Origin of the sequence: Rubricella aquisinus (assembly GCF_014199445.1) — a bacterium.
GTDB lineage: Bacteria > Pseudomonadota > Alphaproteobacteria > Rhodobacterales > Rhodobacteraceae > Rubricella > Rubricella aquisinus.
Map to the genome: position 1 here is coordinate 249,965 of NZ_JACIJS010000007.1, position 20,320 is coordinate 270,284.

The 20,320-nt window shown below is 61.0% G+C and carries 20 protein-coding genes; 13 read left to right on the forward strand and 7 right to left on the reverse strand.

Annotation, left to right across the window (positions count from 1 at the left end; all coding sequences use genetic code 11):
• Positions 1-2: 2 nt before the first annotated feature.
• From FHS89_RS13050 to fliF, 3 genes are read right to left on the reverse strand one after another with little or no spacing between them, the layout of a single operon-like run.
• Complete coding sequence (locus FHS89_RS13050) at positions 3-239, reverse strand: FliM/FliN family flagellar motor switch protein (RefSeq protein ID WP_246413889.1); 237 nt, start codon at positions 237-239, stop codon at positions 3-5.
• Positions 240-276: 37 nt separating this feature from the next.
• On the reverse strand, positions 277-933 hold the full coding sequence (locus tag FHS89_RS13055; protein WP_184012344.1) for a FliH/SctL family protein: 657 nt from the start codon (positions 931-933) through the stop codon (positions 277-279).
• Positions 930-2,570, reverse strand: a complete 1,641-nt coding sequence (gene fliF / locus FHS89_RS13060) for a flagellar basal-body MS-ring/collar protein FliF (RefSeq protein WP_281376697.1) — start codon at positions 2,568-2,570, stop codon at positions 930-932. The genes FHS89_RS13055 and fliF overlap by 4 nt, the downstream gene beginning before the upstream one ends.
• A gap of 66 nt (positions 2,571-2,636) precedes the next feature.
• Here fliF and FHS89_RS13065 point away from each other — a divergent pair, with 66 nt between their 5' ends.
• From FHS89_RS13065 to FHS89_RS13090, 6 genes are all read left to right on the forward strand, one after another.
• Positions 2,637-3,128: a flagellar basal body-associated FliL family protein gene (locus FHS89_RS13065; protein ID WP_184012348.1), complete on the forward strand. Its 492-nt coding sequence runs from the start codon at positions 2,637-2,639 to the stop codon at positions 3,126-3,128.
• A gap of 13 nt (positions 3,129-3,141) precedes the next feature.
• Positions 3,142-3,519 carry a hypothetical protein gene (locus FHS89_RS13070; protein WP_184012350.1) on the forward strand — a complete coding sequence of 126 codons (378 nt, stop codon included), beginning with the start codon at positions 3,142-3,144 and terminating at the stop codon, positions 3,517-3,519.
• Entirely contained in the window at positions 3,519-4,076 is a 558-nt protein-coding gene (locus FHS89_RS13075; protein WP_184012352.1) for a MotE family protein, read from the forward strand. The genes FHS89_RS13070 and FHS89_RS13075 overlap by 1 nt, the downstream gene beginning before the upstream one ends.
• Positions 4,077-4,149: 73 nt before the next feature.
• On the forward strand, positions 4,150-5,025 hold the full coding sequence (motA, locus tag FHS89_RS13080) for a flagellar motor stator protein MotA (RefSeq protein WP_184012354.1): 876 nt from the start codon (positions 4,150-4,152) through the stop codon (positions 5,023-5,025).
• Positions 5,022-6,971 carry a hypothetical protein gene (locus tag FHS89_RS13085; RefSeq protein ID WP_184012356.1) on the forward strand — a complete coding sequence of 650 codons (1,950 nt, stop codon included), beginning with the start codon at positions 5,022-5,024 and terminating at the stop codon, positions 6,969-6,971. Before motA ends, FHS89_RS13085 begins: the two co-directional genes overlap by 4 nt.
• Before the next feature lie 67 nt (positions 6,972-7,038).
• On the forward strand, positions 7,039-8,238 hold the full coding sequence (locus FHS89_RS13090; protein ID WP_184012358.1) for an FAD-binding domain-containing protein: 1,200 nt from the start codon (positions 7,039-7,041) through the stop codon (positions 8,236-8,238).
• On the opposite strand, the gene FHS89_RS13095 is transcribed toward FHS89_RS13090, so the two are convergent.
• The 4 genes from FHS89_RS13095 to FHS89_RS13110 form a co-directional block, all read right to left on the reverse strand.
• On the reverse strand, positions 8,228-9,022 hold the full coding sequence (locus FHS89_RS13095; protein ID WP_184012360.1) for a DUF4198 domain-containing protein: 795 nt from the start codon (positions 9,020-9,022) through the stop codon (positions 8,228-8,230). The two genes, FHS89_RS13090 and FHS89_RS13095, sit on opposite strands and share 11 nt — an antisense overlap.
• Positions 9,023-9,095: 73 nt before the next feature.
• Positions 9,096-10,586 (reverse strand): glucosylglycerol-phosphate synthase, encoded by a 1,491-nt coding sequence (gene ggpS, locus FHS89_RS13100; RefSeq protein WP_184012362.1) that lies wholly within the window; start codon positions 10,584-10,586, stop codon positions 9,096-9,098.
• Positions 10,583-11,383, reverse strand: a complete 801-nt coding sequence (locus FHS89_RS13105; RefSeq protein ID WP_184012364.1) for an HAD family hydrolase — start codon at positions 11,381-11,383, stop codon at positions 10,583-10,585. Before FHS89_RS13105 ends, ggpS begins: the two co-directional genes overlap by 4 nt.
• Complete coding sequence (locus FHS89_RS13110) at positions 11,380-12,483, reverse strand: NAD(P)H-dependent glycerol-3-phosphate dehydrogenase (RefSeq protein WP_184012366.1); 1,104 nt, start codon at positions 12,481-12,483, stop codon at positions 11,380-11,382. The genes FHS89_RS13105 and FHS89_RS13110 overlap by 4 nt, the downstream gene beginning before the upstream one ends.
• A 254-nt stretch (positions 12,484-12,737) precedes the next feature.
• On the opposite strand from FHS89_RS13110, the gene FHS89_RS13115 reads away from it, so the two are divergent.
• The 7 genes from FHS89_RS13115 (at position 12,738) to FHS89_RS13145 (ending at position 20,320) form a co-directional block, all read left to right on the forward strand.
• Positions 12,738-13,763, forward strand: coding sequence for a LacI family DNA-binding transcriptional regulator (locus FHS89_RS13115; protein WP_184012368.1), 1,026 nt, complete (start codon positions 12,738-12,740; stop codon positions 13,761-13,763).
• 99 nt (positions 13,764-13,862) lie between these two features.
• Positions 13,863-15,179 (forward strand): ABC transporter substrate-binding protein, encoded by a 1,317-nt coding sequence (locus tag FHS89_RS13120; RefSeq protein WP_184012370.1) that lies wholly within the window; start codon positions 13,863-13,865, stop codon positions 15,177-15,179.
• A 120-nt stretch (positions 15,180-15,299) separates the two neighbouring features.
• On the forward strand, positions 15,300-16,166 hold the full coding sequence (locus FHS89_RS13125) for a carbohydrate ABC transporter permease (protein WP_184012372.1): 867 nt from the start codon (positions 15,300-15,302) through the stop codon (positions 16,164-16,166).
• 2 nt (positions 16,167-16,168) lie between these two features.
• A complete protein-coding gene (locus FHS89_RS13130) occupies positions 16,169-16,999 on the forward strand; it encodes a carbohydrate ABC transporter permease (protein ID WP_184012374.1) in 831 nt (276 codons plus the stop codon).
• Positions 17,000-17,046: 47 nt separating this feature from the next.
• Positions 17,047-18,051, forward strand: coding sequence for an ABC transporter ATP-binding protein (locus tag FHS89_RS13135; RefSeq protein WP_184012376.1), 1,005 nt, complete (start codon positions 17,047-17,049; stop codon positions 18,049-18,051).
• Positions 18,048-18,827, forward strand: a complete 780-nt coding sequence (locus tag FHS89_RS13140) for an L-iditol 2-dehydrogenase (protein WP_184012378.1) — start codon at positions 18,048-18,050, stop codon at positions 18,825-18,827. Before FHS89_RS13135 ends, FHS89_RS13140 begins: the two co-directional genes overlap by 4 nt.
• Positions 18,827-20,320, forward strand: coding sequence for a mannitol dehydrogenase family protein (locus FHS89_RS13145; protein WP_184012380.1), 1,494 nt, complete (start codon positions 18,827-18,829; stop codon positions 20,318-20,320). Before FHS89_RS13140 ends, FHS89_RS13145 begins: the two co-directional genes overlap by 1 nt.

Genomic DNA, 20,320 nt, shown 5'->3' on the forward strand with positions numbered 1-20,320 from the left:
GCTCAGGCTCCGTCGCTCATGTCAGCGACCTCCGTCAGGCGCACGCCCAAGAGGCCGGACCCGTCGTCCATTTCCTGCAATTCGCCCCGCGCGATCAGCCGGTCGCCAATATAGAGTTCGACCGGATCATCCACGCGGCTATCGAGCGGTAGTACGGAATCGCGGTGCAACTTCACCAGATCGCTGACAAGCGGACGCGCCCGCCCAACAGAGATCATGACCTCAATCGGAACACCCATAAAGGCGCGGGCACGGCGGGACTTTTCCTCGGCCTGCTCATCCGGCTTCGGATCGGTCGGCTGGTCTGTCTCGGTCATGGATTTGATCCTCGGTCATTGGGACAAGTGTCTCGAAATAGGAGCGGCAGGCGGTTTCAATCGCTGCTATCGCGGCGGTCAGGTCGATGCGGGTCTGTGCGTCGCCCTGCTCAAACCGGGCTTCCAGCGGGCCAAGCGCCGGGTCGTCCCGGATCCCGATGGTAAGGTCGGCGCGGGCAAAGGCTGCGCGCAAGGCGGGGCTATTGTCGGGGTGCAGAAAGAGTGTCGGCACCGGGCTGGGTGTGCGGGCTAGTGCTGCCGTGATTTCGTCGGTCAACAGGCGGGCAAATCCGTTGCGCGCCACCTCGGGCAGGATCGCGCGGGCAATGGCATCACAGAGCGGGGCAATCTGGGCAAGGATGGCGGATTCCGCCTCGGCCCGGGTGAAAAGGCCGTCTGAGATCGTCTCTTGTATCGCCGCGTCCAGTTTGCGCTCCTTGCTGGCGTAAGCCTCCTCGGCGCGGGCCACGCCAGCCTGAAATCCTTCAGCATAGCCCGCATCGCGGGCAGCCTTGAGCTGCTCTTGCAGGGTCAGGACGGGTGTTTCCTCCTTGGGCGTTTCAACAGCGCGGAAGGACGGGCTGAATTCCTCCAGTCTCAGGCGGGTGACGGTCATGCTTTCGACTCCTCGGATTCGATCCAATCATGGAGCAAGGATTTTGCCGCCTCCCGCTCCGTCTGGATCAGACCGCGCAATTCCTCGATCCCCGACGGTTTGCGCTCCTCCAGCGCGCGCGCCTCCGGGTTTTCCTCAATCGCCTTGACGACCTGACCCGAGCCGGAGAGCACCTCGCCCTCAATCTCCAGCGGGTTGGGGAGCAAATCGGCCTCCCGCGGTTTGAGCAAGGGGCGCAACACGAACAGGCCGATCAACAGCGCGACAAAGCCCAGCACCGCAATCTCCGCCAGCGACCAAAGCCGCGCGCCAATGGCACCAATCGGGTCCGAGCGAACCTCCGTCCCTGCGATTTCTTGTGCGGGAAACTCAAGGCTTCGGATCGTGACCACATCGCCGCGCGCGGCGTCAAACCCAATCGCGGAACGGACGAGTTCGGCCAGCGCTGACATCTCATCCTCGCCGCGCGCGGTCCATTCGCGGGCGCCATCCTCCCCGATGGTGCGAATGCCATCGACCAGCACCGCGACGGTGATGCGCCGGATTTGGCCTGCAGGCCGGACCCGTTCGCGCATGACCTCGGACACCTCGTAATTGATCAATTCACGCGTGCGGGAGGATTGTTCCGACCGGCCGGAGGACGCGCCGCCCTCCCCATCGGGCAGGTTCGAGGCAACCGTGACACCGCCCCCGGTCGAGCCGCTGGCGCTGTCCCGCTCCTCTTCCAGATCGGAATGAATGGCCACGCGGGTATCAGGGTCAATGCGCCGCTCCGTGATGGTCTCGCTGTCCATGTCGGCGTCGATCATCACTTCCACGATGGCGCGGCCCCCCCCCACGCGCGCGGCCAAAAGCCGCTCGATATTGGCCTTGAGCATGGCGGCGCGATCATCGAACGGATTGCTCGCATCGCCCATGCCGCCAATATCGCCGGGGGTCAGGATCACGCCCGCCTCCGCATCAATGACGGAGACATCGCGTGCGGCAAGGCCACTGACGGCGGAAGACACCAGAAACCGGATCGATTCCGCCTGTGCGCGGGGCAGGGGCGGCGCATCATAGGTGACGGTCACGGCCGCGCTGACCTGCGTGTTGCGCGCAAAGGCCGTGCCTTCCTCCCGCGCGATATGGACCCGCGCCGCGCGCACGCCGGGCGAGGCGAGGATCGTGCGGGCAAGCTCGCCCTCCTTCGCGCGCCAATAGGCCGCGTCAAACATCTGCGACGTAGTGCCAAACCCGCTAAGCCCTTCAAGCAATTCGTATCCGGCCCCGCCTGATTGCGGCAGTCCTTGCCCGGCGAGCCGCAGGCGCAGCCGGTCCCGCTCCGCGATGGGCACAAAGATCGAATCGCCACGCACCTCATAGAACGTGCCCTCACCCTCCAGCACCGTCACGATCTGATCCGCCGAAGCCGGGTCCAGCCCGGAATATAACAGCGCGGTTTGCGGGCTTGAGGCCATGCGCGCCATCCCGACGATCAGCGCAAAAACGGCCACTGCCGCCAGTACCGCAACGATTCGACGCTGCTGGCCCATACTCGCCCAAAGAGTGCTCAACCTTTCCACGGTGATGTTTTCCCCATCCACACGAGGCGCGTTCTGCGCTCGCCATCCCCGTCTGCATATCTTGAGGAGCATTAAGAAAACGTTAGTGCCGATCTGCGAAATCAAACGGGACACAAGGTGAACATCGGGATTGACCAAATGAGCGACGACGCGGACAGCACGGGTGAGGACACAGGCGGGAAAGGCGGCCTGAAATCCATCATCATTGGTGTTTTGGCCGCCGTTGTGCTGGGCGGGGCGGGCTTTTATGTGTCCTATTCCGGGCTGATTGGCGGCGCGACTGCGGGAAGTGCGGCGACAGAATCAAAGGTCGCTCTTAGCCCCGGAGACCGCCCTGTTTTTGTCCCGATCCCGCAATTAACCATCACCTTTCCCCCTGACGGGCGCACCAGAATGTTGCGCTTCACGGCCGAGCTTGAAGTGGATCGGGCCTATCGGGACGAGGTGGAGGCGCTGCTGCCGCGCATCAACGACGTGTTCAACACCTATCTGCGCGCCGTCGATCTGGCGGAATTGGAAGCACCCTCAAGCATGTTGCGCCTGCGCGCGCAAATGCTGCGCCGGGTGCAGATCGTGACCGGGCCGGGCCGTGTGCAGGATCTGCTGATTACAGAATTCATCCTCAGCTAGAAAGGACGAGGCTATGACATTGATTTCAGACGGTTTGTTGATCATCGGGGCGCTTGCCGCATCACTCTATTGCTTTGTGCTCGCGGGGCGGTTGAAGCGGCTTATGGCGCTTGATCGCGGGCTTGGCGCGTCGATTGCCGGGTTGTCGCGTCAGGTCGATGAGATGCACAAATCCCTCGCGATGACGCGAACGGCTGCGGGGGAATCGAGTAGGGATCTCGCGAAATTGACCTCCCGCGCCGAAATCGCCGCGGGTCGGTTGGAGTTGTTGCTCGCAACCGTGCATGAGCGCAAGGCAACCCCGGTGGCAAAGCCGGTCCCGGCGCCGCGGATCGACCCGCGGGCTGAGCTTTTACAGTCCTTGCGCGATGTGAAGCGGGCGATGCGCTGATGGCAAAAGCACGCAAATTACCGATGCGCAGTGGGGCGCTTATTCTGTTGGCGCTCTGCCTTGCGGCATCCGGGCTGGTCCGGCTCAGCGCTGTTGCCTCGGAGCATGGTGTCACCATGGCCGCGCAGGCCCGCCCATCGGCAGACGCACCCGACACCGACGCGCTCTTGGCCGAAATCGTGGCGGAGCGGGCCGCGTTGGAGGCCCGCGCGGCGGAGATTGACGCGCGCGCGGATGCATTGGCCAAGGTCGAGGAGGATTTACGCGCCCAGATGCGCGCCTTGGAAGAGGCCCGAAGCGAGCTTCAGGCGCTCGTGACACTCGTTGAAACCTCGGCGGAGGAGGATCTCGACCGTCTCACGTTGATTTACCAGAACATGAAACCGGATCAGGCCGCTGCCCTGTTTGAGGAAATGCGTGTCGATTTCGCAGCGGGCTTTCTGGCACGGATGGATCCGATCAGCGCGGGGGCGATCCTGGCCGGGCTGCCCCCCGATATCGGCTATGCGGTGTCGGTGGCGCTTGCCGGGCGGAATGCTCAGACGGCCTCCCGTTAACCCTGATTTCGGGCGTCTGGTGACGTGTTGTTAAGGCTTTCGTCGCCATAGCTAGCGTGAGGAGGGGCGCAAAATGCTTGGTATTATCGGTATCGTGATCGTTTTCGTGATGGTCTTTGGCGGGTACATGCTCGCCGGGGGCAGTTTTGGTATCATTCTTAAGGCTCTGCCCTATGAAATGATGATGATCGCGGGCGCTGCGGTCGGGGCGTTTGCGATTGCCAATGATGGGCACGGGGTCAAGCAGACGCTGGGCGCCTTGGGGATGGTGTTCAAGGGGCCGAAATGGAAGGCGGCGGATTACCGCGACCTTCTGGTCATGCTGCATGATCTGCTGCGCATCGGAAAGCAAAACCCCGTAGCACTCGAAGAACATATCGAAAAGCCGGAGGAGTCCTCGATTTTCACCGCATATCCGAGGATTCTTGCGGATAAGGAGACCGTTGCCACGATCTGCGACACATTGCGATCAGCCTCCATGAATTATGATGACCCGCATCAGGTGGAGGAGGTGCTCGATAAGCGGACGGAGGCGCGGCTTCACCACGCGATGCATTCCAGCCATGCCCTTCAGACGGTTGCCGATGGTCTGCCAGCCCTCGGGATCGTCGCGGCCGTTCTGGGGGTGATCAAGACGATGTCATCCATCGACCAGCCCCCGGCCATTTTGGGGAAGATGATCGGCGGCGCGCTTGTGGGGACGTTTCTTGGCGTGTTTTTGGCCTATGCGTTCGTCGGTCCCTTCGCGACGAAAGTGAAACTGATCGTGGAGGAAGACCACCATTTCAACCTTTTGGTGAAGGAGGTTCTGGTCGCCTATCTGCACAAGCACGCGCCCAATATTTGTATCGAAGTGGGGCGCCAAAATACTCCGCTCGGATTGCGCCCCTCTTTTGATGAGATGGAGGAAGCGATGCGCGGCTCCACCCTGTCGGCCGTGGCGGCATGATCCGCTGGGCCATCCTCTTATGGGTCGTGATGGCCACGGGCGTGTCCGCGCAAATCGCCATACGGGGCGGGGAGCATGCCAATTTCACTCGGCTCGTCCTGCAACTTGGGCCAAACGACCCGGTGCGCCTTCTTGAGACGGGCTCGGGGCTGACATTGCGGGTGGACCGGGCCGGGGCATCACTGACCGCCGCGCAAACCTTTGACCGAATCCCAAGGACGCGGATCAGTGACGTGCGCATATCGCCATCCGGCACGGGTGCAGCCGCAGATATTCGGCTGGCTTGTGAGTGTGACGTGATGGCGGCCCGTTTGGGCGGCGATCTTCTTGTCCTAGACGTGTATGAAGCCGGGCGCAGCGCGGCACTTCCGCCCGGTGGAACAATGGTGCCGATTAAGGCTTCGATCCCCCAGTCCGACCCGCCAGAACCAGTTTCGCCGTCCAATGCCGACATAGAAACCGCACAGCGCACATTGCTGCGGCAACTCACACGCGCGGTCGATCAGGGTTTCCTGACGCTAGACGCGACGCCGATGGCGGATAGTCCCGACGCCAGTTCCCGCAATGACACGACGATGGAGGAATTGGCCGGCCTTCTGGCAAACAGCGCGGGCGTCGAAGCGAGGACGGCTCTGGACCGCCCGCAAGGCACTCCACCCCTGCAGCCCACCGCGGATGTGGCGCAATACTGTCTCCCCCCGGAGGACCTCGCGATCGCTGAATGGGCGGGTGAACAGCCCTTCCTTCAAGAGCTGTCTTCCTTGCGGCAATCGGTTGTGGGCGAATTCGACCGTGTTGATGCGGATGCTTTAGAGCGCGTGGTAAAGCTTTATATTCATTATGGATTTGGCGTGGAAGCACGTGCCATGATGCAAACATTTGCAGCAGATCTGCCAAACGCGGCGCTATTGACGGACCTCTCCCAGATTGTCGAAGGCGGCATGCCCGCACAGGATGGGCCGATAGAAACCATGGTCGGGTGTGGCGGTGCGGCGGGTCTGTGGGCGCTGGCCGGGGCAGCAAATCCCGCGCCACCACAGCCGGATTTGTGGCCGTCGGTGCTGGAAAGCCTTGCGCAATTGCCGGGCGGTTTGCGCGCCACACCCGGTGACCGCGCCGTGGCAAAGCTCATTGATCTGGGCCGGGCGGACTTGGCGCGGGAGATGCAGTCCCTTTTGCTGCGGACGGGCACGGCGCTCACACCCCTTGCCGAACTCAACGCCGCGCGCCTGATGCGCGAGGAAGGACGCGTTGGGGAGGCAGAGCGGGCCTTCGCTCAATTGTCAAAGGAGCCAAACGACGTCGGCGTGATTGCCAAGATCACATTGCTAAACAGCCGCTTGGATCGCGGCGCGGTGGTCACAGATGCCAGCCTGACGGAAATCCGCAGCTTTGAGACACTGTTTCGCGGCACGCCACTGGAACGCCGCATCGCGGAAACCCTTGTGAGGGTAGAGGCTGCGCAAGGAAACCTCCTTGCGGCGTTGGCTCGGATAGATGGCCTGTTGCCCAATGAGGACCAAGAGGAGCGGCGTTATCTGGCCAAGCAGCGCCTTCTCGCTGTGTCCACGGCCGAACTCGTCGGCCCAAGTGACTTTGCCCGCGCCGTCATCAGCCATTATGACGATATTCTTGCCATGGAAGGGTCTGGTGCCGTGCGCGAACACCTCGCGGCGGAGTTGCGGCGCATTGGCCTTGGTCAGTTGGCAGCTGATTTGATCGCGGGCCGCCCCCTTGTCGAGCCGGTATTGGTGGCGGATGCGGTCCTCCCGGACGACAGTGAGGAAAAAAGGACCGAACCGGTTGCTGCCCCGTCACCCCCACCTGAGGCACCGGTTGTGGAACCTGCGCCGGACAATCCCGCGCTCGACCGTGCGCGACAGGCGCTTGAGCTGACGGGAGAGGCGCGCGCGCAGTTGGAACAGTTGCTCGCACCCCGCCAATGACCCTTTCCGACCGGCATCGTCGCCCTAGGTGAACGGCGCGGGGCAGGTATCCGCTGATGGGGAGATCATGGAACAAACACAATTTCAGCCAAGCCGGCAGGCGGGGCTTACCCGGCTTCAGGCATTCGCGGATCAGGCGGGTGCTGCCTATGCAAAGGGTCGCAACCACGATCACGGGCCGATGGCGCACAATTCCGTGTCGCACCTCTCCCCATGGATCACTCGGCGCCTGGTGACCGAGCGGGAGGTTCTGGATCATGTCCTGACCCGGCATAGCCTCGCCACGTCAGAAAAATTCGTTCAGGAGGTGTTCTGGCGCGGATACTTTAAAGGCTGGCTTGAGCAACGCCCGGATATCTGGCGGTGGTATGTGGCGGACCGGGATCGGTATAGCCGAACCCATGCCGACGATCAGGCGCTCACGCGCGTTTTGCAGGCAAACTCAGATATTCCATGCATGAATGCTTGGGTCGCGGAACTGATTGAGACGGGGTATCTGCACAACCACGCGCGCATGTGGTTTGCCTCCATCTGGATTTTCACGCTGCGGCTGCCTTGGCAATTGGGTGCGGATTTCTTTCTGCGGCATCTGTTGGATGGGGATGCGGCCTCCAACACGCTGAGTTGGCGCTGGGTGGCGGGCTTGCACACTGTGGGCAAGCATTACGTCGCGCGCGCCTCGAATATCGAGGCGTTTTCAGGGGCACGGTTCGGCACGGTGGAGGATGTGTTCGCGCAAGACCCGGTGCCGCTGACCGAGCCACATGACCGACCGCCCGCAGCCGGGATCGCGCCCACAGCACGGGTGCCGGACGCGCCCTTTGCGCTTCTCGTGACGGAGGCGGATTGCACGCCCGATTGGATCGCAGGGGCGCGGGACGCGGCGGGTGTTGTCACGGTGGCCACCTCCCGCTGGCGCAGTCCATCGCAGGTGTCTGAACGGATTGTGGCGTTTGAACGCGCTGCATTGGCGGAGGCCACGCATTGGTGCCCGGCGGCCATGACGCTGGATCATCCGGAACCGGGCGCGTTGACGGAGTGGGTGAAGGGGACGGGCTGCCGTCACCTCATCACGCCATATATTCCGGCGGGGTGGCAACGCGACTGGATCGCGCGGGAGCGCCCGCGCTTGAGCGAGGCAGGGATCACGCTTCACATGCCGCGCCGGGATTATGATACGCTTGTTTGGCCCCACGCCACGGCAGGGTTTTTCAAGGTTAAGAAAAAGATACCGGGTATTTTGGCGCAGCTTGGCCTTACGAATTAGGGCTGGCACCCACGTCATAGGTGAGCGACGCCCAGAGGCTGTGCCAGACATGGGGATCGCCCGCGCGCGGCTCCATATGCACAGCGCTGAGCAGGGATAACCCCGCGCCCCGCCGTGGGATCACGGCTTGCCCCGCCGCGTCGGTGCGAAACAACTCGCGCGAAACGGTCCCGTCCGGCGCCCGGTGGAACAGCGCGATCTGCGTGCCTGCCTTTGGCGCCCCGCGATAGAGCAGCAACACGGGCAGGGGGCCGTCAAACGCATATGGGTTTTCGAGCGCGACCAGTTCAAAGGTTAATCCGGTCACCTGATCCTGCCCGATTGGCGTGCCGACAGAGATCAGCGCCTTGGCATAGCGGGTGTAGGATTCCGAAAACCCCTCCGCCGGTAGCCCGCGATCCCGATGTACTGCGGCGACCCATTCCAACCCGTCATAGTCAAGGAAAGCCTGAAATGTCTCCGCCTCCGACCAAGTGAGGGAGGATGGCGTCGTCTCCAATGCGGCAATCGTCAATCCGGGCGCAAGGTCACTGGCGGACAGGGCAGGGCGATCCCCAATCCGCCCCTCAACCGGGCGCGCCCCGGCGTTGTCATAAAGGTCGAACCGCACGAAACCGGGTGGGAAATAGGACAGCCGATTGCCAGATAGATCCTGCCCGACCTTCAAATCCGCTTTGAGCGCCGCGCCGGGGGCGAGCGCGAAATCCTCCGCCTCGATCCAGTATTCATGGGCCGTCGCCGTGGAGGCGAACAGCATGAGACAAATCGAGTATATCAGGCGCATGGTCGGCTCCGTTCATCGCTTTGATCGGAGCATAGCGCCCCGATCCCGCCTGACCAGCCGAAAGCGGCGCAAATCAGCTCGTCTTTGCTTGTCCCAATTCGCGGAACAGGGCCAATTCGGCCTGCGTCCAGCTTTCGATATCCCAGCGGGCAGCGGATTGGCGCAACCGCTTCATCCGGTCGAGTGCCTCTGTCTCCTGCATGGCGAGTGCCTGATCCAAGGCGCTGTCCATCGACGCATGGCTGAACGGATTGACCGGGATCGCCCCGTCCAGCAACACCGCGCACCCCGCAAATTCCGACAGGATCAGCGCGCCGGGGGCTTGCCCCTTTGCGGCACAAAATTCGCTCGCCACAAGGTTCAGCCCATCGGCCAGCGGCGTGATGGAGGCAACATCGGCGGCCCGGTAATAGGCAACCAAATCCTTCAGCGGAATGGCAGAGGAAATGAGCGAGACGGGCTGCCATTCAAAGCTGCCAAAGGTGCCGTTGATCCGGCCCGTCAATTCTTCGATCTTTTGCTGCACTTCCTCATAGGCGGTCATGTTCCGGTTCGCCCCGACAGAGACGAGCATCAGGCGCACCTTGCCCTTCAACTCTGGCCGCCGCTGCAACAGCCGCTCAAAGGTTTCAAGCTGTTCGATATTGCCCTTGGTGTAGTCGGTGCGGGACACGGACAGGACCAGCTGACAATCCCCCAATTCCGCGCGCACGGATTTGACCTTTTCCGCGACCTCATCGGTGCTGGCCAGCGTTTCGATATAGTTGAAATTCACGCCCACCGGATTGGTGTCCATCCGCACTTCACGCCCCTCATGCGCGATGGCCACGGGCGTGACCAGATCGGCAAGGGCCGCTCCTTTGCGCGCCATGGCCGGATCGGTCGGCATGTCCCGACTGACTTTCGACCCTTTCAGGGAGCGCACGGCGGCCGCGAAATTTTGCGAATAACGCGGGATGTGAAACCCGACCGCGTCACAGGCCAGAAGGCTGTCAATGATCTCCTCCCGCCATGGCAGCACGTTGAACATATCGGCAGAGGGGAATGGCGTGTGGTGATAAAACGCGATGCGCACATTCGGCTTCAACTGGCGCAAGTAGCCGGGCACGAGCCACAGATTATAGTCATGGATCCAGACCACCGCATCGTCGGATGCCTCCGCGGCAGCAGCCTCGGCAAAGGCCCAATTTACTTCGCGGAACGTGGACCAATCGACGGGATCGTAATTATACCGTTCCTTAAAGCCATGCAGGATAGGCCAGAACGCCTCTTTCGAGCTGACATGATAGAAGCTTTTGACCTGCGCATCGGTCAGCGGCAGGCGGCTGACACGATAGCTGCCAAAACTGTCATTGATGTCGATCTGCCGCTCAAATCCGGGGTTCGAGGGATCCTCCGCCAGTTTCCACGCGACCCAAGCGGCCTGATCGACCTGCCCGAAAAATCCTTTCAGCGTTGGCACGATCCCGTTCGGGCTTTTGTTTTCGCGAAAGACCGTTTTCCCGTTTTCCTCAACCTCCTCATAGGGTTGGCGGTGATACACGATGACCAGATCGGATTTCATTCTGTGGCTCCGGGGGGTGTTGGGTGAAGGTTCATGGTGCGGATCGCCTCTGAGATGCCAGCAGCACCGATGGCGGTGCAATGGCGGGCGGTCGGGATTTGTTCGGTCCGTTCCAGAAGTGGTGCCTCTGCCCCGCCGACAACCGCCCCTTTGAGGCCCGTTTCAAACATCGACAGATCATTGAGCGTGTCACCGGCAACCAGCACCCGCTGTTTCGCGATGCCAAGGTGATCCATGAGGCGCAACAGGGACGGCCCTTTGCTGACGCCCTTGGGCAGGACATCGAAATACATATTGTCCGACATCAGCACGTCATAACCCAAAGCCTCGATCGTGCGGATCGCTTCGGGATCGAACGTGGCCGGGTCATAGTGATAGGACATGCGGTAGCGGAATTCGGTTGGCTGCGGGGTCAAGCCCGGCGCGTCCTTCAAAACGCGCTGCACGGTCTGTGTGCCATCCGCCCAAAGTGCGGCGATTTCCGCCTCTAGGTCGTGCAGGATGTGGAGTTTGCGCGTGTCCCCGGCGGGTTTGACCGCGCCAATGGTCGTGCCCACATCCCCCACGACGAAATCGGGCCATGGCAACACGCCTTCCGCACAACTTTTCAAGATGAACTCAGGATCGCGCCCCGTGACGAAGATCAGGCCGACGCTGCTGCGTTGCGCCTCGATCCAATCATAGAGCGCGCGCCGGTCAGCCGCACTCCCACCAAGGAAAGTGCCGTCCAGATCGGTTGCAAGCACGAAATGCCACGCGGCCACGCGCTCGGCGGCGTTGGGTGTCATGTCGGTCATGGAAGTAGGTCCTCAAATCGTTTTGCGGCGGCGTCTTCCGCCGGGTGGGCGATGGCGATATCGAGCGCGCGAGGCTCGGCCTCAATCGGGGCGGCCCAATAGGCGGCGAATGCCTCTCCAATCGGGTGGTCCTCCACCACAATGGCGCGCACCATCTCACAAATCGGCATATGCAAGCCCAGCGAGCGGGCAAGGTCCGTGACAGTGCGGGCATTGTCGCGCCCCTCAACCACCACGGGCCGACCGTCAAACACGTCACCTTCGGCAACACCCGCGCCCCGCTGCGCCCCGTAGGAGAAATTTCGGGATTTCGTGCTGGAGCAGGTGAGCATCAGATCGCCAATGCCCCCCAAACCAGTCACCGTTTCGCGTGTCCCGCCGAGCTTGACCGCAAGTTCCTTCATCTCGCCAAGGCCACGGGTGATGATTGCGGCGCGTGTATTCTCCCCAAATCCAGCGCCGGCGAGGATGCCACAGGCAATCGCGATCACGTTCTTGACCGCGCCGCCGATCTCCACCCCCGTGATGTCATTGGACACATAAGGGCGGAACGTATCGGTCGTCAGGGTCAGCGCCATGCGCGCGGCGGGCAGCGCCTCAGACGGATCACCATTGCAGGCGACGGTCACGGCGGTGGGGTGGTCCTGCACCGTTTCAATCGCAAAGGTGGGGCCGGAGATGACGCCGACAGCGTGGCCCGGGATTTCTTCCGCGACGACTTGCGCCATCAGAAGGCCGGTATCGGCCTCAATCCCCTTCGCGCAGACGAAAACGGGCACGCCGGGCGACATATGCGGGCGGGTTTGCGCCGCGATGGTGCGGATGGATTTGGAAGGCGTGACGATCAGCACCGCGTCGGCATTCTTGAGAGCGGCGGCCATATCGGTGGTGGCGCGCAAACCATCGGGCAAGGTGGTGTCGGGCAGATAACGGCTGTTGGTGCGATGATTGTTGATCTCAGCCGCCAAATCATCCCGCCGCGCCCAGAGCGTCACGTCATGCCCGCCGCGCCGTGCGACCGTCGCCAATGCCGTGCCCCATGCACCTGCTCCGATGACGGCCAATCGCTGATAGGGCCGCACCCCGCTTTGATCTGTCATTGGATGGCTGCTCCGCCTTAGTGGTCCGTTAACTGATGGATAAAGCGTGAAAGGTCAGGATTGGTTCCGCACTTTCGGCGGTTTTTTCGCAGGTGCAGTATAAAGCCTTGCGGGTTGGCCCCTGACACGCGTGCAAAAAGAGGGAGCAAGAGAATTTCAGAAATTTACCCATGAAGGTTGATTTATAACGCGCGGCAAGAAATTATCTTCACACACAACATCCGTTTTTTCGGATTACGACGGAAGGCAGGAAGATGAGCGACTCAAAGATCCGCAACATGGATGAATTCGCGCGGGTCAGCGGCGTGTCGCGCCCCACATTGTCCAAATATTTCAATGAGCCGGAAAGCGTGCGCCAGACCACACGCCGCAAAATTGACGCGGCGCTCAAGAAATATGACTACCGGCCCAACATTTATGCGATGAACCAAAATCGCAAACTGACAAAGAGCATCGGCATCGTCGTGCCGCTTTTGTCAGACCCGTATTTTGCGGAGATTGCGCGCAATCTGGAACAACGTTGCATTGCAGCAGGCTACCGCCCGACATTGTTCAGCTCGCATGGTGATCCGGCCTTTGAGGTGGAGGTGCTCGATACCCTGCGCTCCATGAAACCTGCGGGGGTATTGTTCGCACCTTTGGGGCGCGCGTCGGACCGGGCGGCCCTTGAGCGGTTCTGTGCAGATGTGCCGACCCTGATTTTTGACAGCAGTGTCGATGAGATAGGCCTCGCTTTTGTCGGGTCTGACAATTTCCAGTTTACCTCCCATATCACCGATTATTTGTGCCGGACTGGGGAGGCACCCTGTTTTTTCGAGATGAAGACCCCCGCCAACCCCAATGCGCATCGGCGGCGGCAAAGTTATGTTGATGCGATGCAATCCTTTGGCTTTACGCCCCATGTCATCTCGGTCGATGGGGAAGGGTGGGGATTTGAAGAGATCGGGCGGGTTGGCGGCCATGCAGCCTTCGATCAGAACCAGTTTTCCACCAACACGATCCTGTGCAGCAATGACCGGCTGGCCATCGGATTGCTGACTGCCTGCTATGAAAAAGGCATCCGCGTGGGGCGCGGGGCGGAGTGTACGATTCGTGTCGCGGGGCAGGATGGGCACCCCCATTCGCGCTATACCTGCCCACCGCTCACCACGATTTCGCACAATTATGATGCGGTGTCTCAGACCGCGGCAGAGGCATTGTTCGCCGCCATTGATGGTCATGTAACACCTTGGCAAAGCACGCGATTGGAAGGAAAGCTCATTATGAGAGCATCCGCGTGACGGAATTTAAATTTGCGCGCGTAAATTTTTAGTTGACTGCGCGATAGGAAATGCGTTCTCTCAGAGGGCACCAAACAAAAACCTTTGGGAGGAAACAGGATGCACCTTAAGAACGCACTTCGTGCGGCGTCGGCGCTTACGCTGGTCGCAGCTACTGGCGCAATCGCGGCAGGCCACAGCCCCACCATCACCATCGCGACCGTAAACAACGGCGACATGATCCGGATGCAGGGCTACACGGATCAGTTCACCGCTGAGACGGGCATCAATGTCGAGTGGGTGACGCTGGAAGAGAACGTGTTGCGTCAGCGTGTGACCACCGACATCACCACCCGTGGCGGCCAGTTCGACATCATGACCATCGGCATGTACGAAACCCCGATCTGGGGGTCCAATGGCTGGCTCGTCCCGCTCGATGATCTGTCTGCCGAATATGATGTGGACGACATTTTGCCCGCCATGCGCAACGGTCTGTCCCATGACGGCACGCTCTACGCGGCACCCTTCTATGGCGAAAGCTCCATGGTGATGTACCGCACCGACCTGATGGAGAAAGCGGGTCTGGAAATGCCTGTCGCACCGACATGGCAGTTCATTCGCGAAGCCGCAGCCGCGATGGATGATCCGGCCAACGACATCAACGGTATCTGCCTGCGCGGCAAGGCCGGTTGGGGTGAGGGCGGGGCTTTCATCACTGTGACGGGCAATTCCTTCGGCGCGCGCTGGTTCGATGAAGGCTGGAATGCGCAGTTTGATCAGCCGGAATGGGCCGATGCGCTCAATTTCTACGTCAACCTGATGAATGATTATGGCCCCGAGGGCTATGCCACCAACGGGTTTAACGAAAACCTGTCGCTGTTCAATCAGGGCAAATGCGGCATGTGGATCGACGCGACCGTTGCGGCATCCTTCGTGACGGGTGACGATTCCACCGTGGCAGATCATGTTGGGTTCGCGCTTGCACCAAATGCGGAAGGCATTGAGAAGCGGGCAAACTGGCTCTGGGCATGGGCGCTCGCCATTCCGGCAGGCACCCAGCAGGAAGCGGAAGCCAAGCAGTTCATCGAGTGGGCCACCTCCAAGGACTATATCGAGCTGGTTGCCGCAAATGAAGGCTGGGCCAACGTCCCGCCGGGTGCACGGACCTCGCTCTATGAGACGCCAGAGTATCAGGACGTGCCGTTCGCGCAGATGACGCTCGACTCGATCAATGCCGCAGATCCGACCGACCCGACCGTCGATCCGGTGCCCTATGTCGGCATTCAGTTCGTCGCGATCCCCGAATTTGCGGGCATCGCCACCGAAGTGAGCCAGGAATTCTCCGCCGCCTATGCTGGACAGCAGTCCATCGAAGAGGCGCTTGAAAAAGCGCAGGCGATCACCAACGAAGCGATGGAAGCCGCAGGCTACCGCTAAGTTTCGTGCCGGCAAGGGGCGGTCAGGGCCAAATCGGCCGCCCCTTGCTCTTTTGCTTTATAATTCGAAATTTTGTTACGATCCCGGGCAGTTTTCCTGCCCATAGGAGAGGACCATCCAATGGCGACCAAAGCATCCCGATCCGCTGCCCGTGTCATGATGGCACCCGCCGTTATCCTGCTGCTGGGTTGGATGTTGGTTCCTCTCATGATGACCTTGTGGTTTTCGTTCCGCACCTATCTGCCGCTGCGGGGGGGCGATCTGGGATGGACCGGGTTTGACAATTATGTCCGGTTTGTCACCTCAAGCGCGTTCTGGCCCGCTGTTCAGACAACCCTCATCATCGTGTTGAGCGTGTTGGTGATCACTGTGGTTCTTGGCATCTTTCTCGCGATGCTGCTGGATCAGCCGATGTGGGGGCAGGGCATTGTCCGTATCCTCGTCATTGCACCCTTCTTTGTCATGCCGACCGTGTCCGCACTTGTTTGGAAAAACATGTTCATGGATCCGGTGAACGGCATCTTTTCCCATATCTGGCGGTTTTTCGGGGCGGATCCGGTAAGCTGGCTGTCAGATGCCGCGATGCCGTCGATCATCATGATCGTCAGCTGGCAGTGGCTGCCCTTTGCGACGCTGATCCTGTTGACCGCGATCCAGTCGCTCGACAGTGAGCAGTTGGAGGCCGCCGAAATGGATGGCGCGCCCAAGGTGCAGCGGTTCTTCTATATTATTCTGCCGCATCTGGCGCGTGCGATCACCATCGTGATCCTGATCCAGACGATCTTCCTCCTTGCGATCTTCGCGGAGATTTTCGTGACCACAGGTGGCGCGTTCGGCACACGGACCCTGTCTTACCTCATTTTCCAGCGTGTGCTGGAAAGCCAGAATATCGGGCTTGGGTCCGCCGGTGGCGTCTATGCCATCATCCTTGCAAACATTGTTGCGATCTTCCTGATGCGGATCGTCGGCAAAAATCTGGATAACTGATCATGGCCCGTGCTGTTACATCCCGCCGCAAGCTGATCAATACAGGTATTGCCTGGGCGATTGGATTGCTGATCTTCTTCCCGATTCTGTGGACCATCCTCACCAGCTTCAAAACAGAGGCGCAGGCGATCGCCAGCCCGCCCTTGTTCATCAATTTCGATTGGACGCTTGAGAATTACGGCGTGGTGATGGAGCGGTCGAACTATGCGCGCTTTTTGTGGAATTCGATCATCATCGCGGGCGGCTCGACCATTCTGGGCCTGATCATCGCGGTGCCTGCGGCATGGTCCATGGCCTTCGTGCCGTCCAAGCGGACCAAGGACATCCTGTTGTGGATGCTTTCCACCAAGATGTTGCCAGCGGTGGGCGTGCTCTATCCGATTTACCTTCTCTTCATCCAGTTGGGGCTGCTGGACAGCCGCGCGGGCCTTGTCATCGTGATGATGCTGATCAACCTGCCGATCATCATCTGGATGCTCTACACCTATTTTCGGGAAATTCCGGGTGAAATCCTTGAGGCCGCGCGGATGGATGGTGCAACGCTGAAAGAGGAGTTGATCTACATCCTCACGCCGATGGCCATTCCCGGCATCGCCTCTACGATGCTGCTGAATTTCATCCTCGCGTGGAACGAGGCGTTCTGGACGCTGAACCTCACGGCCGTCGACGCGGCGCCGCTGACCGCGTTTATCGCGAGCTATTCCAGCCCCGAAGGCCTGTTTTTCGCGAAACTCAGTGCGGCTTCTACCATGGCGATTGCACCGATCCTGATCCTTGGCTGGTTCAGCCAGAAACAACTTGTCCGCGGCCTGACATTCGGCGCGGTGAAATAACTCTTCGACGCAGTGGCGCGGTAGGGCATCAAAAAGGAACCTGACCAATGGGACAAATCCAACTGAAACAGGTCACCAAAAGCTTTGGCGAAGTGCAGGTCATTCCGCCGCTTGATCTGACGATTGAGGACGGGGAGTTCACCGTATTTGTCGGCCCCTCGGGCTGCGGGAAATCCACGCTGTTGCGCCTGATCGCGGGGCTTGAGGATATCTCCAGCGGGCATATCGAGATTGATGGGAAGGACGCGACCGACCTTGTCCCGGCCAAGCGGGGGCTGGCGATGGTGTTCCAGTCCTATGCGCTCTATCCGCATATGTCGGTGCGCAAGAACATCGCCTTTCCCTTGCGCATGGCCAAGATGGATCAGGCGGAGATCACGCGCCGGGTTGAAAGTGCGGCCTCCGTTCTGAACCTCACGGATTACCTCGACCGTCGCCCCGGTCAGTTGTCAGGCGGTCAGCGACAGCGGGTCGCCATTGGCCGCGCGATCGTGCGTGAGCCTGCGGCCTTCCTGTTTGACGAACCGCTCTCGAACCTGGACGCGGCGCTGCGGGTGGGGATGCGGCTGGAAATTTCCGAACTGCACAAGCGGCTGGAGACGACGATGATCTACGTCACCCATGATCAGGTCGAAGCGATGACCATGGCGGACAAGATCGTGGTGCTTCAGGCGGGCGTGATCGAACAGGTCGGCAGCCCGCTGGAGCTTTACCGTGCGCCGCGCAACACCTTTGTCGCGGGCTTCATTGGCTCGCCCAAGATGAACCTGCTGACCGGGGCGGAAGCCGCGAAATATGACGCGACCACCATCGGCATCCGGCCCGAGCATATCGACGTTGTGGAGGCGGATGGCGCGTGGCAGGGCACCGTTGGCGTGGCCGAACATCTTGGCTCCGACACGTTCTTTCACATTCACAATACCGGCCTTGCAGAAACGATCACCGTGCGCGCCATCGGGGATGTGAACCTCAAGCATGGGGACACGATCCATCTGACGCCACGCGCGGAGGAAATCCACCGCTTTGACGGGCAAGGGTTGCGCATCGAATGACGAGACTGGCCGGCAAGACTGCCCTCATCACGGGTGCGGCGCGCGGGATCGGGCGATCCTTTGCCGCCGCGTACTTGCGGGAGGGCGCGCGCGTCATCATCGCGGATATCGACATGGACGGTGCCATGGCAACGGCGGGCGATTTGGGCCGGGACAACGCACTTGCCGTCAAACTGGACGTGACCGACACGGCCAGCATTCGAGACGCCATCGCCATGGCCGGGGGCGAAGGTTTCGGCCCCATCGACATTCTTGTGAACAACGCGGCTCTCTTTACCGCAGCCCCCATCGTCGAGATCACGGAGCAGGATTATACCCGCGTGTTTGATGTCAACGTGAAGGGCACGCTTTTCACCCTTCAGGCGGTCGCTGAGCATATGATCGCGCATGGCGTGCGGGGCAAGATCATCAACATGGCCTCACAGGCCGGGCGGCGCGGGGAGGCTCTGGTCGGGGTTTACTGCGCGTCCAAAGCCGCCGTGATCAGCCTGACGCAATCAGCCGGGCTCGACCTCATAAAGCATGGCATCAACGTGAACGCGATCGCCCCCGGCGTTGTCGATGGAGAGCATTGGGACGGGGTCGATGCGTTTTTTGCGAAATATGAAGGCAAGGCCCCTGGCCAGAAAAAGGCCGAAGTCGGCGCCGCCGTCCCCTTTGGCCGGATGGGACAGGCGGAGGACCTTACGGGCATGGCCATTTTTCTGGCGACCCAGGAGGCCGACTATATCGTCGCACAAACCTATAATGTGGATGGCGGAAATTGGATGAGCTGATGAAACTCCACGCGCATGAGGCCGCCGCCCGCGCGCTGCGCAACGACACGCTTGGGAGCCTGCCCGAAGCGGTCGAGGTGCCGCGCTATGACCGGTCGGCGCTGACCCCCGGCATCGTGCATATCGGTGTCGGCAATTTTCATCGCGCGCATCAGGCGTGGTATCTGCACAAACTGATGCAGCAGGGGCTGGCTCAGGATTGGGCCATCATCGGGGCAGGGGTGCGACCGGGCGATGCGATGATGCGCGAAAAGCTTTTGGCGCAGGATTGCCTGACCACGCTCATTGAACTTGACCCTGATGGCACCTCCGTTGAGGTCATCGGCTCGATGATCGGTTTTGTGGAGGTGCATCCCCATAATCAGCCGCTGATCGCGGCCCTGACTGATCCGCGCATTCGCATCGTGTCGCTCACGGTGACGGAAGGCGGGTATTATCAGACGGCCACGGGCGCGCTTGATACCGATCACCCGGACATCCAGCACGATATCGTCCATCCCGACCGGCCCGTGACCGCATTTGGCGCGATGATCGCGGCCTATGCGGCGCGCCGTGCGGCAGGGCATCCGGCCTTTACCGGGCAATGCTGTGACAACCTTCAGGAAAACGGCGCGGTGCTGCGCCGGACGATCCTGTCTTTGGCGGAACGGATTGATCCCGATCTTGCCGCTTGGATTGAGCAGAACGCGTCCTTTCCAAATGCGATGGTCGATTGCATCGTGCCGGCAACCGGGCCGGCTGAGTTGTCTTTCGTGCAACAACTGGGCATCGCGGACGCGGCCCCTGTCACCCATGAGAACTACCGCAAATGGGTGATTGAGGACGCGTTCTGCGCGGGCCGCCCCCCATGGGAGGACGCGGGCGTCGTAATCACCGACGATGTGCACACGCATGAAAGCATGAAAATCCGCGTGCTCAATGCCGGGCATCAGGTGCTGGCCAATGCGGGCGAAATCCTTGGGCTGGAGACGATTGCCGATTGCATGGCCGACCCGCAGATCTCCGCGTTTTTCAACAAGGTGGAGACAGACGGCATCCTGCCACATGTCGATCCGGTGCCGGGGGTGACGACGCAAGACTACCTCGCTCTGATTGAGAAGCGGTTTGCCAATCCCCTGATCCGCGACACCACGCGGCGCGTTGCGTTCGATGGCTCGTCCCGGCATCCGGGCTTTCTTCTGCCAATCCTGCGCGAGGCGATTGCAGCCGGGCAATCCATCGACGGGCTTGCCTTGGTCGAGGCGCTTTGGGCACGGATGTGTGCAGGCACCCGCGAAACAGGCGATGTGATCGCGCCGAATGATCCGATGTGGACAGAGCTTCAGACGGTAGCACACGCAGCCCGGACGGACCCACAGGCATGGCTTCTTCAGGGCCATATATATGGCGATCTTGGGCAGGATGACCGGTTTGCCGCCTCCTTCGCCCGATGGCTGGACATGCTCTGGGCCAAGGGCGTGCGCGCCACCTTGGCGACCTACTTGTCCGGGTGA

Bases quoted from the DNA above. Each gene is read 5' to 3' on its own strand.
- FHS89_RS13140 (WP_184012378.1), top strand. From the start codon at position 18,048: ATGACGAGACTGGCCGGCAAGACTGCCCTCATCACGGGTGCGGCGCGC.
- FHS89_RS13135 (WP_184012376.1), top strand. From the start codon at position 17,047: ATGGGACAAATCCAACTGAAACAGGTCACCAAAAGCTTTGGCGAAGTG.
- FHS89_RS13115 (WP_184012368.1), top strand. From the start codon at position 12,738: ATGAGCGACTCAAAGATCCGCAACATGGATGAATTCGCGCGGGTCAGC.
- ggpS (WP_184012362.1), bottom strand. From the start codon at position 10,586: ATGAAATCCGATCTGGTCATCGTGTATCACCGCCAACCCTATGAGGAG.
- FHS89_RS13130 (WP_184012374.1), top strand. From the start codon at position 16,169: ATGGCCCGTGCTGTTACATCCCGCCGCAAGCTGATCAATACAGGTATT.
- FHS89_RS13095 (WP_184012360.1), bottom strand. From the start codon at position 9,022: ATGCGCCTGATATACTCGATTTGTCTCATGCTGTTCGCCTCCACGGCG.
- fliF (WP_281376697.1), bottom strand. From the start codon at position 2,570: ATGCTCCTCAAGATATGCAGACGGGGATGGCGAGCGCAGAACGCGCCT.
- FHS89_RS13145 (WP_184012380.1), top strand. From the start codon at position 18,827: ATGAAACTCCACGCGCATGAGGCCGCCGCCCGCGCGCTGCGCAACGAC.
- FHS89_RS13050 (WP_246413889.1), bottom strand. From the start codon at position 239: ATGGGTGTTCCGATTGAGGTCATGATCTCTGTTGGGCGGGCGCGTCCG.
- FHS89_RS13125 (WP_184012372.1), top strand. From the start codon at position 15,300: ATGGCGACCAAAGCATCCCGATCCGCTGCCCGTGTCATGATGGCACCC.
- FHS89_RS13090 (WP_184012358.1), top strand. From the start codon at position 7,039: ATGGAACAAACACAATTTCAGCCAAGCCGGCAGGCGGGGCTTACCCGG.
- FHS89_RS13065 (WP_184012348.1), top strand. From the start codon at position 2,637: ATGAGCGACGACGCGGACAGCACGGGTGAGGACACAGGCGGGAAAGGC.
- motA (WP_184012354.1), top strand. From the start codon at position 4,150: ATGCTTGGTATTATCGGTATCGTGATCGTTTTCGTGATGGTCTTTGGC.
- FHS89_RS13085 (WP_184012356.1), top strand. From the start codon at position 5,022: ATGATCCGCTGGGCCATCCTCTTATGGGTCGTGATGGCCACGGGCGTG.
- FHS89_RS13055 (WP_184012344.1), bottom strand. From the start codon at position 933: ATGACCGTCACCCGCCTGAGACTGGAGGAATTCAGCCCGTCCTTCCGC.
- FHS89_RS13120 (WP_184012370.1), top strand. From the start codon at position 13,863: ATGCACCTTAAGAACGCACTTCGTGCGGCGTCGGCGCTTACGCTGGTC.
- FHS89_RS13105 (WP_184012364.1), bottom strand. From the start codon at position 11,383: ATGACCGACATGACACCCAACGCCGCCGAGCGCGTGGCCGCGTGGCAT.
- FHS89_RS13070 (WP_184012350.1), top strand. From the start codon at position 3,142: ATGACATTGATTTCAGACGGTTTGTTGATCATCGGGGCGCTTGCCGCA.
- FHS89_RS13110 (WP_184012366.1), bottom strand. From the start codon at position 12,483: ATGACAGATCAAAGCGGGGTGCGGCCCTATCAGCGATTGGCCGTCATC.
- FHS89_RS13075 (WP_184012352.1), top strand. From the start codon at position 3,519: ATGGCAAAAGCACGCAAATTACCGATGCGCAGTGGGGCGCTTATTCTG.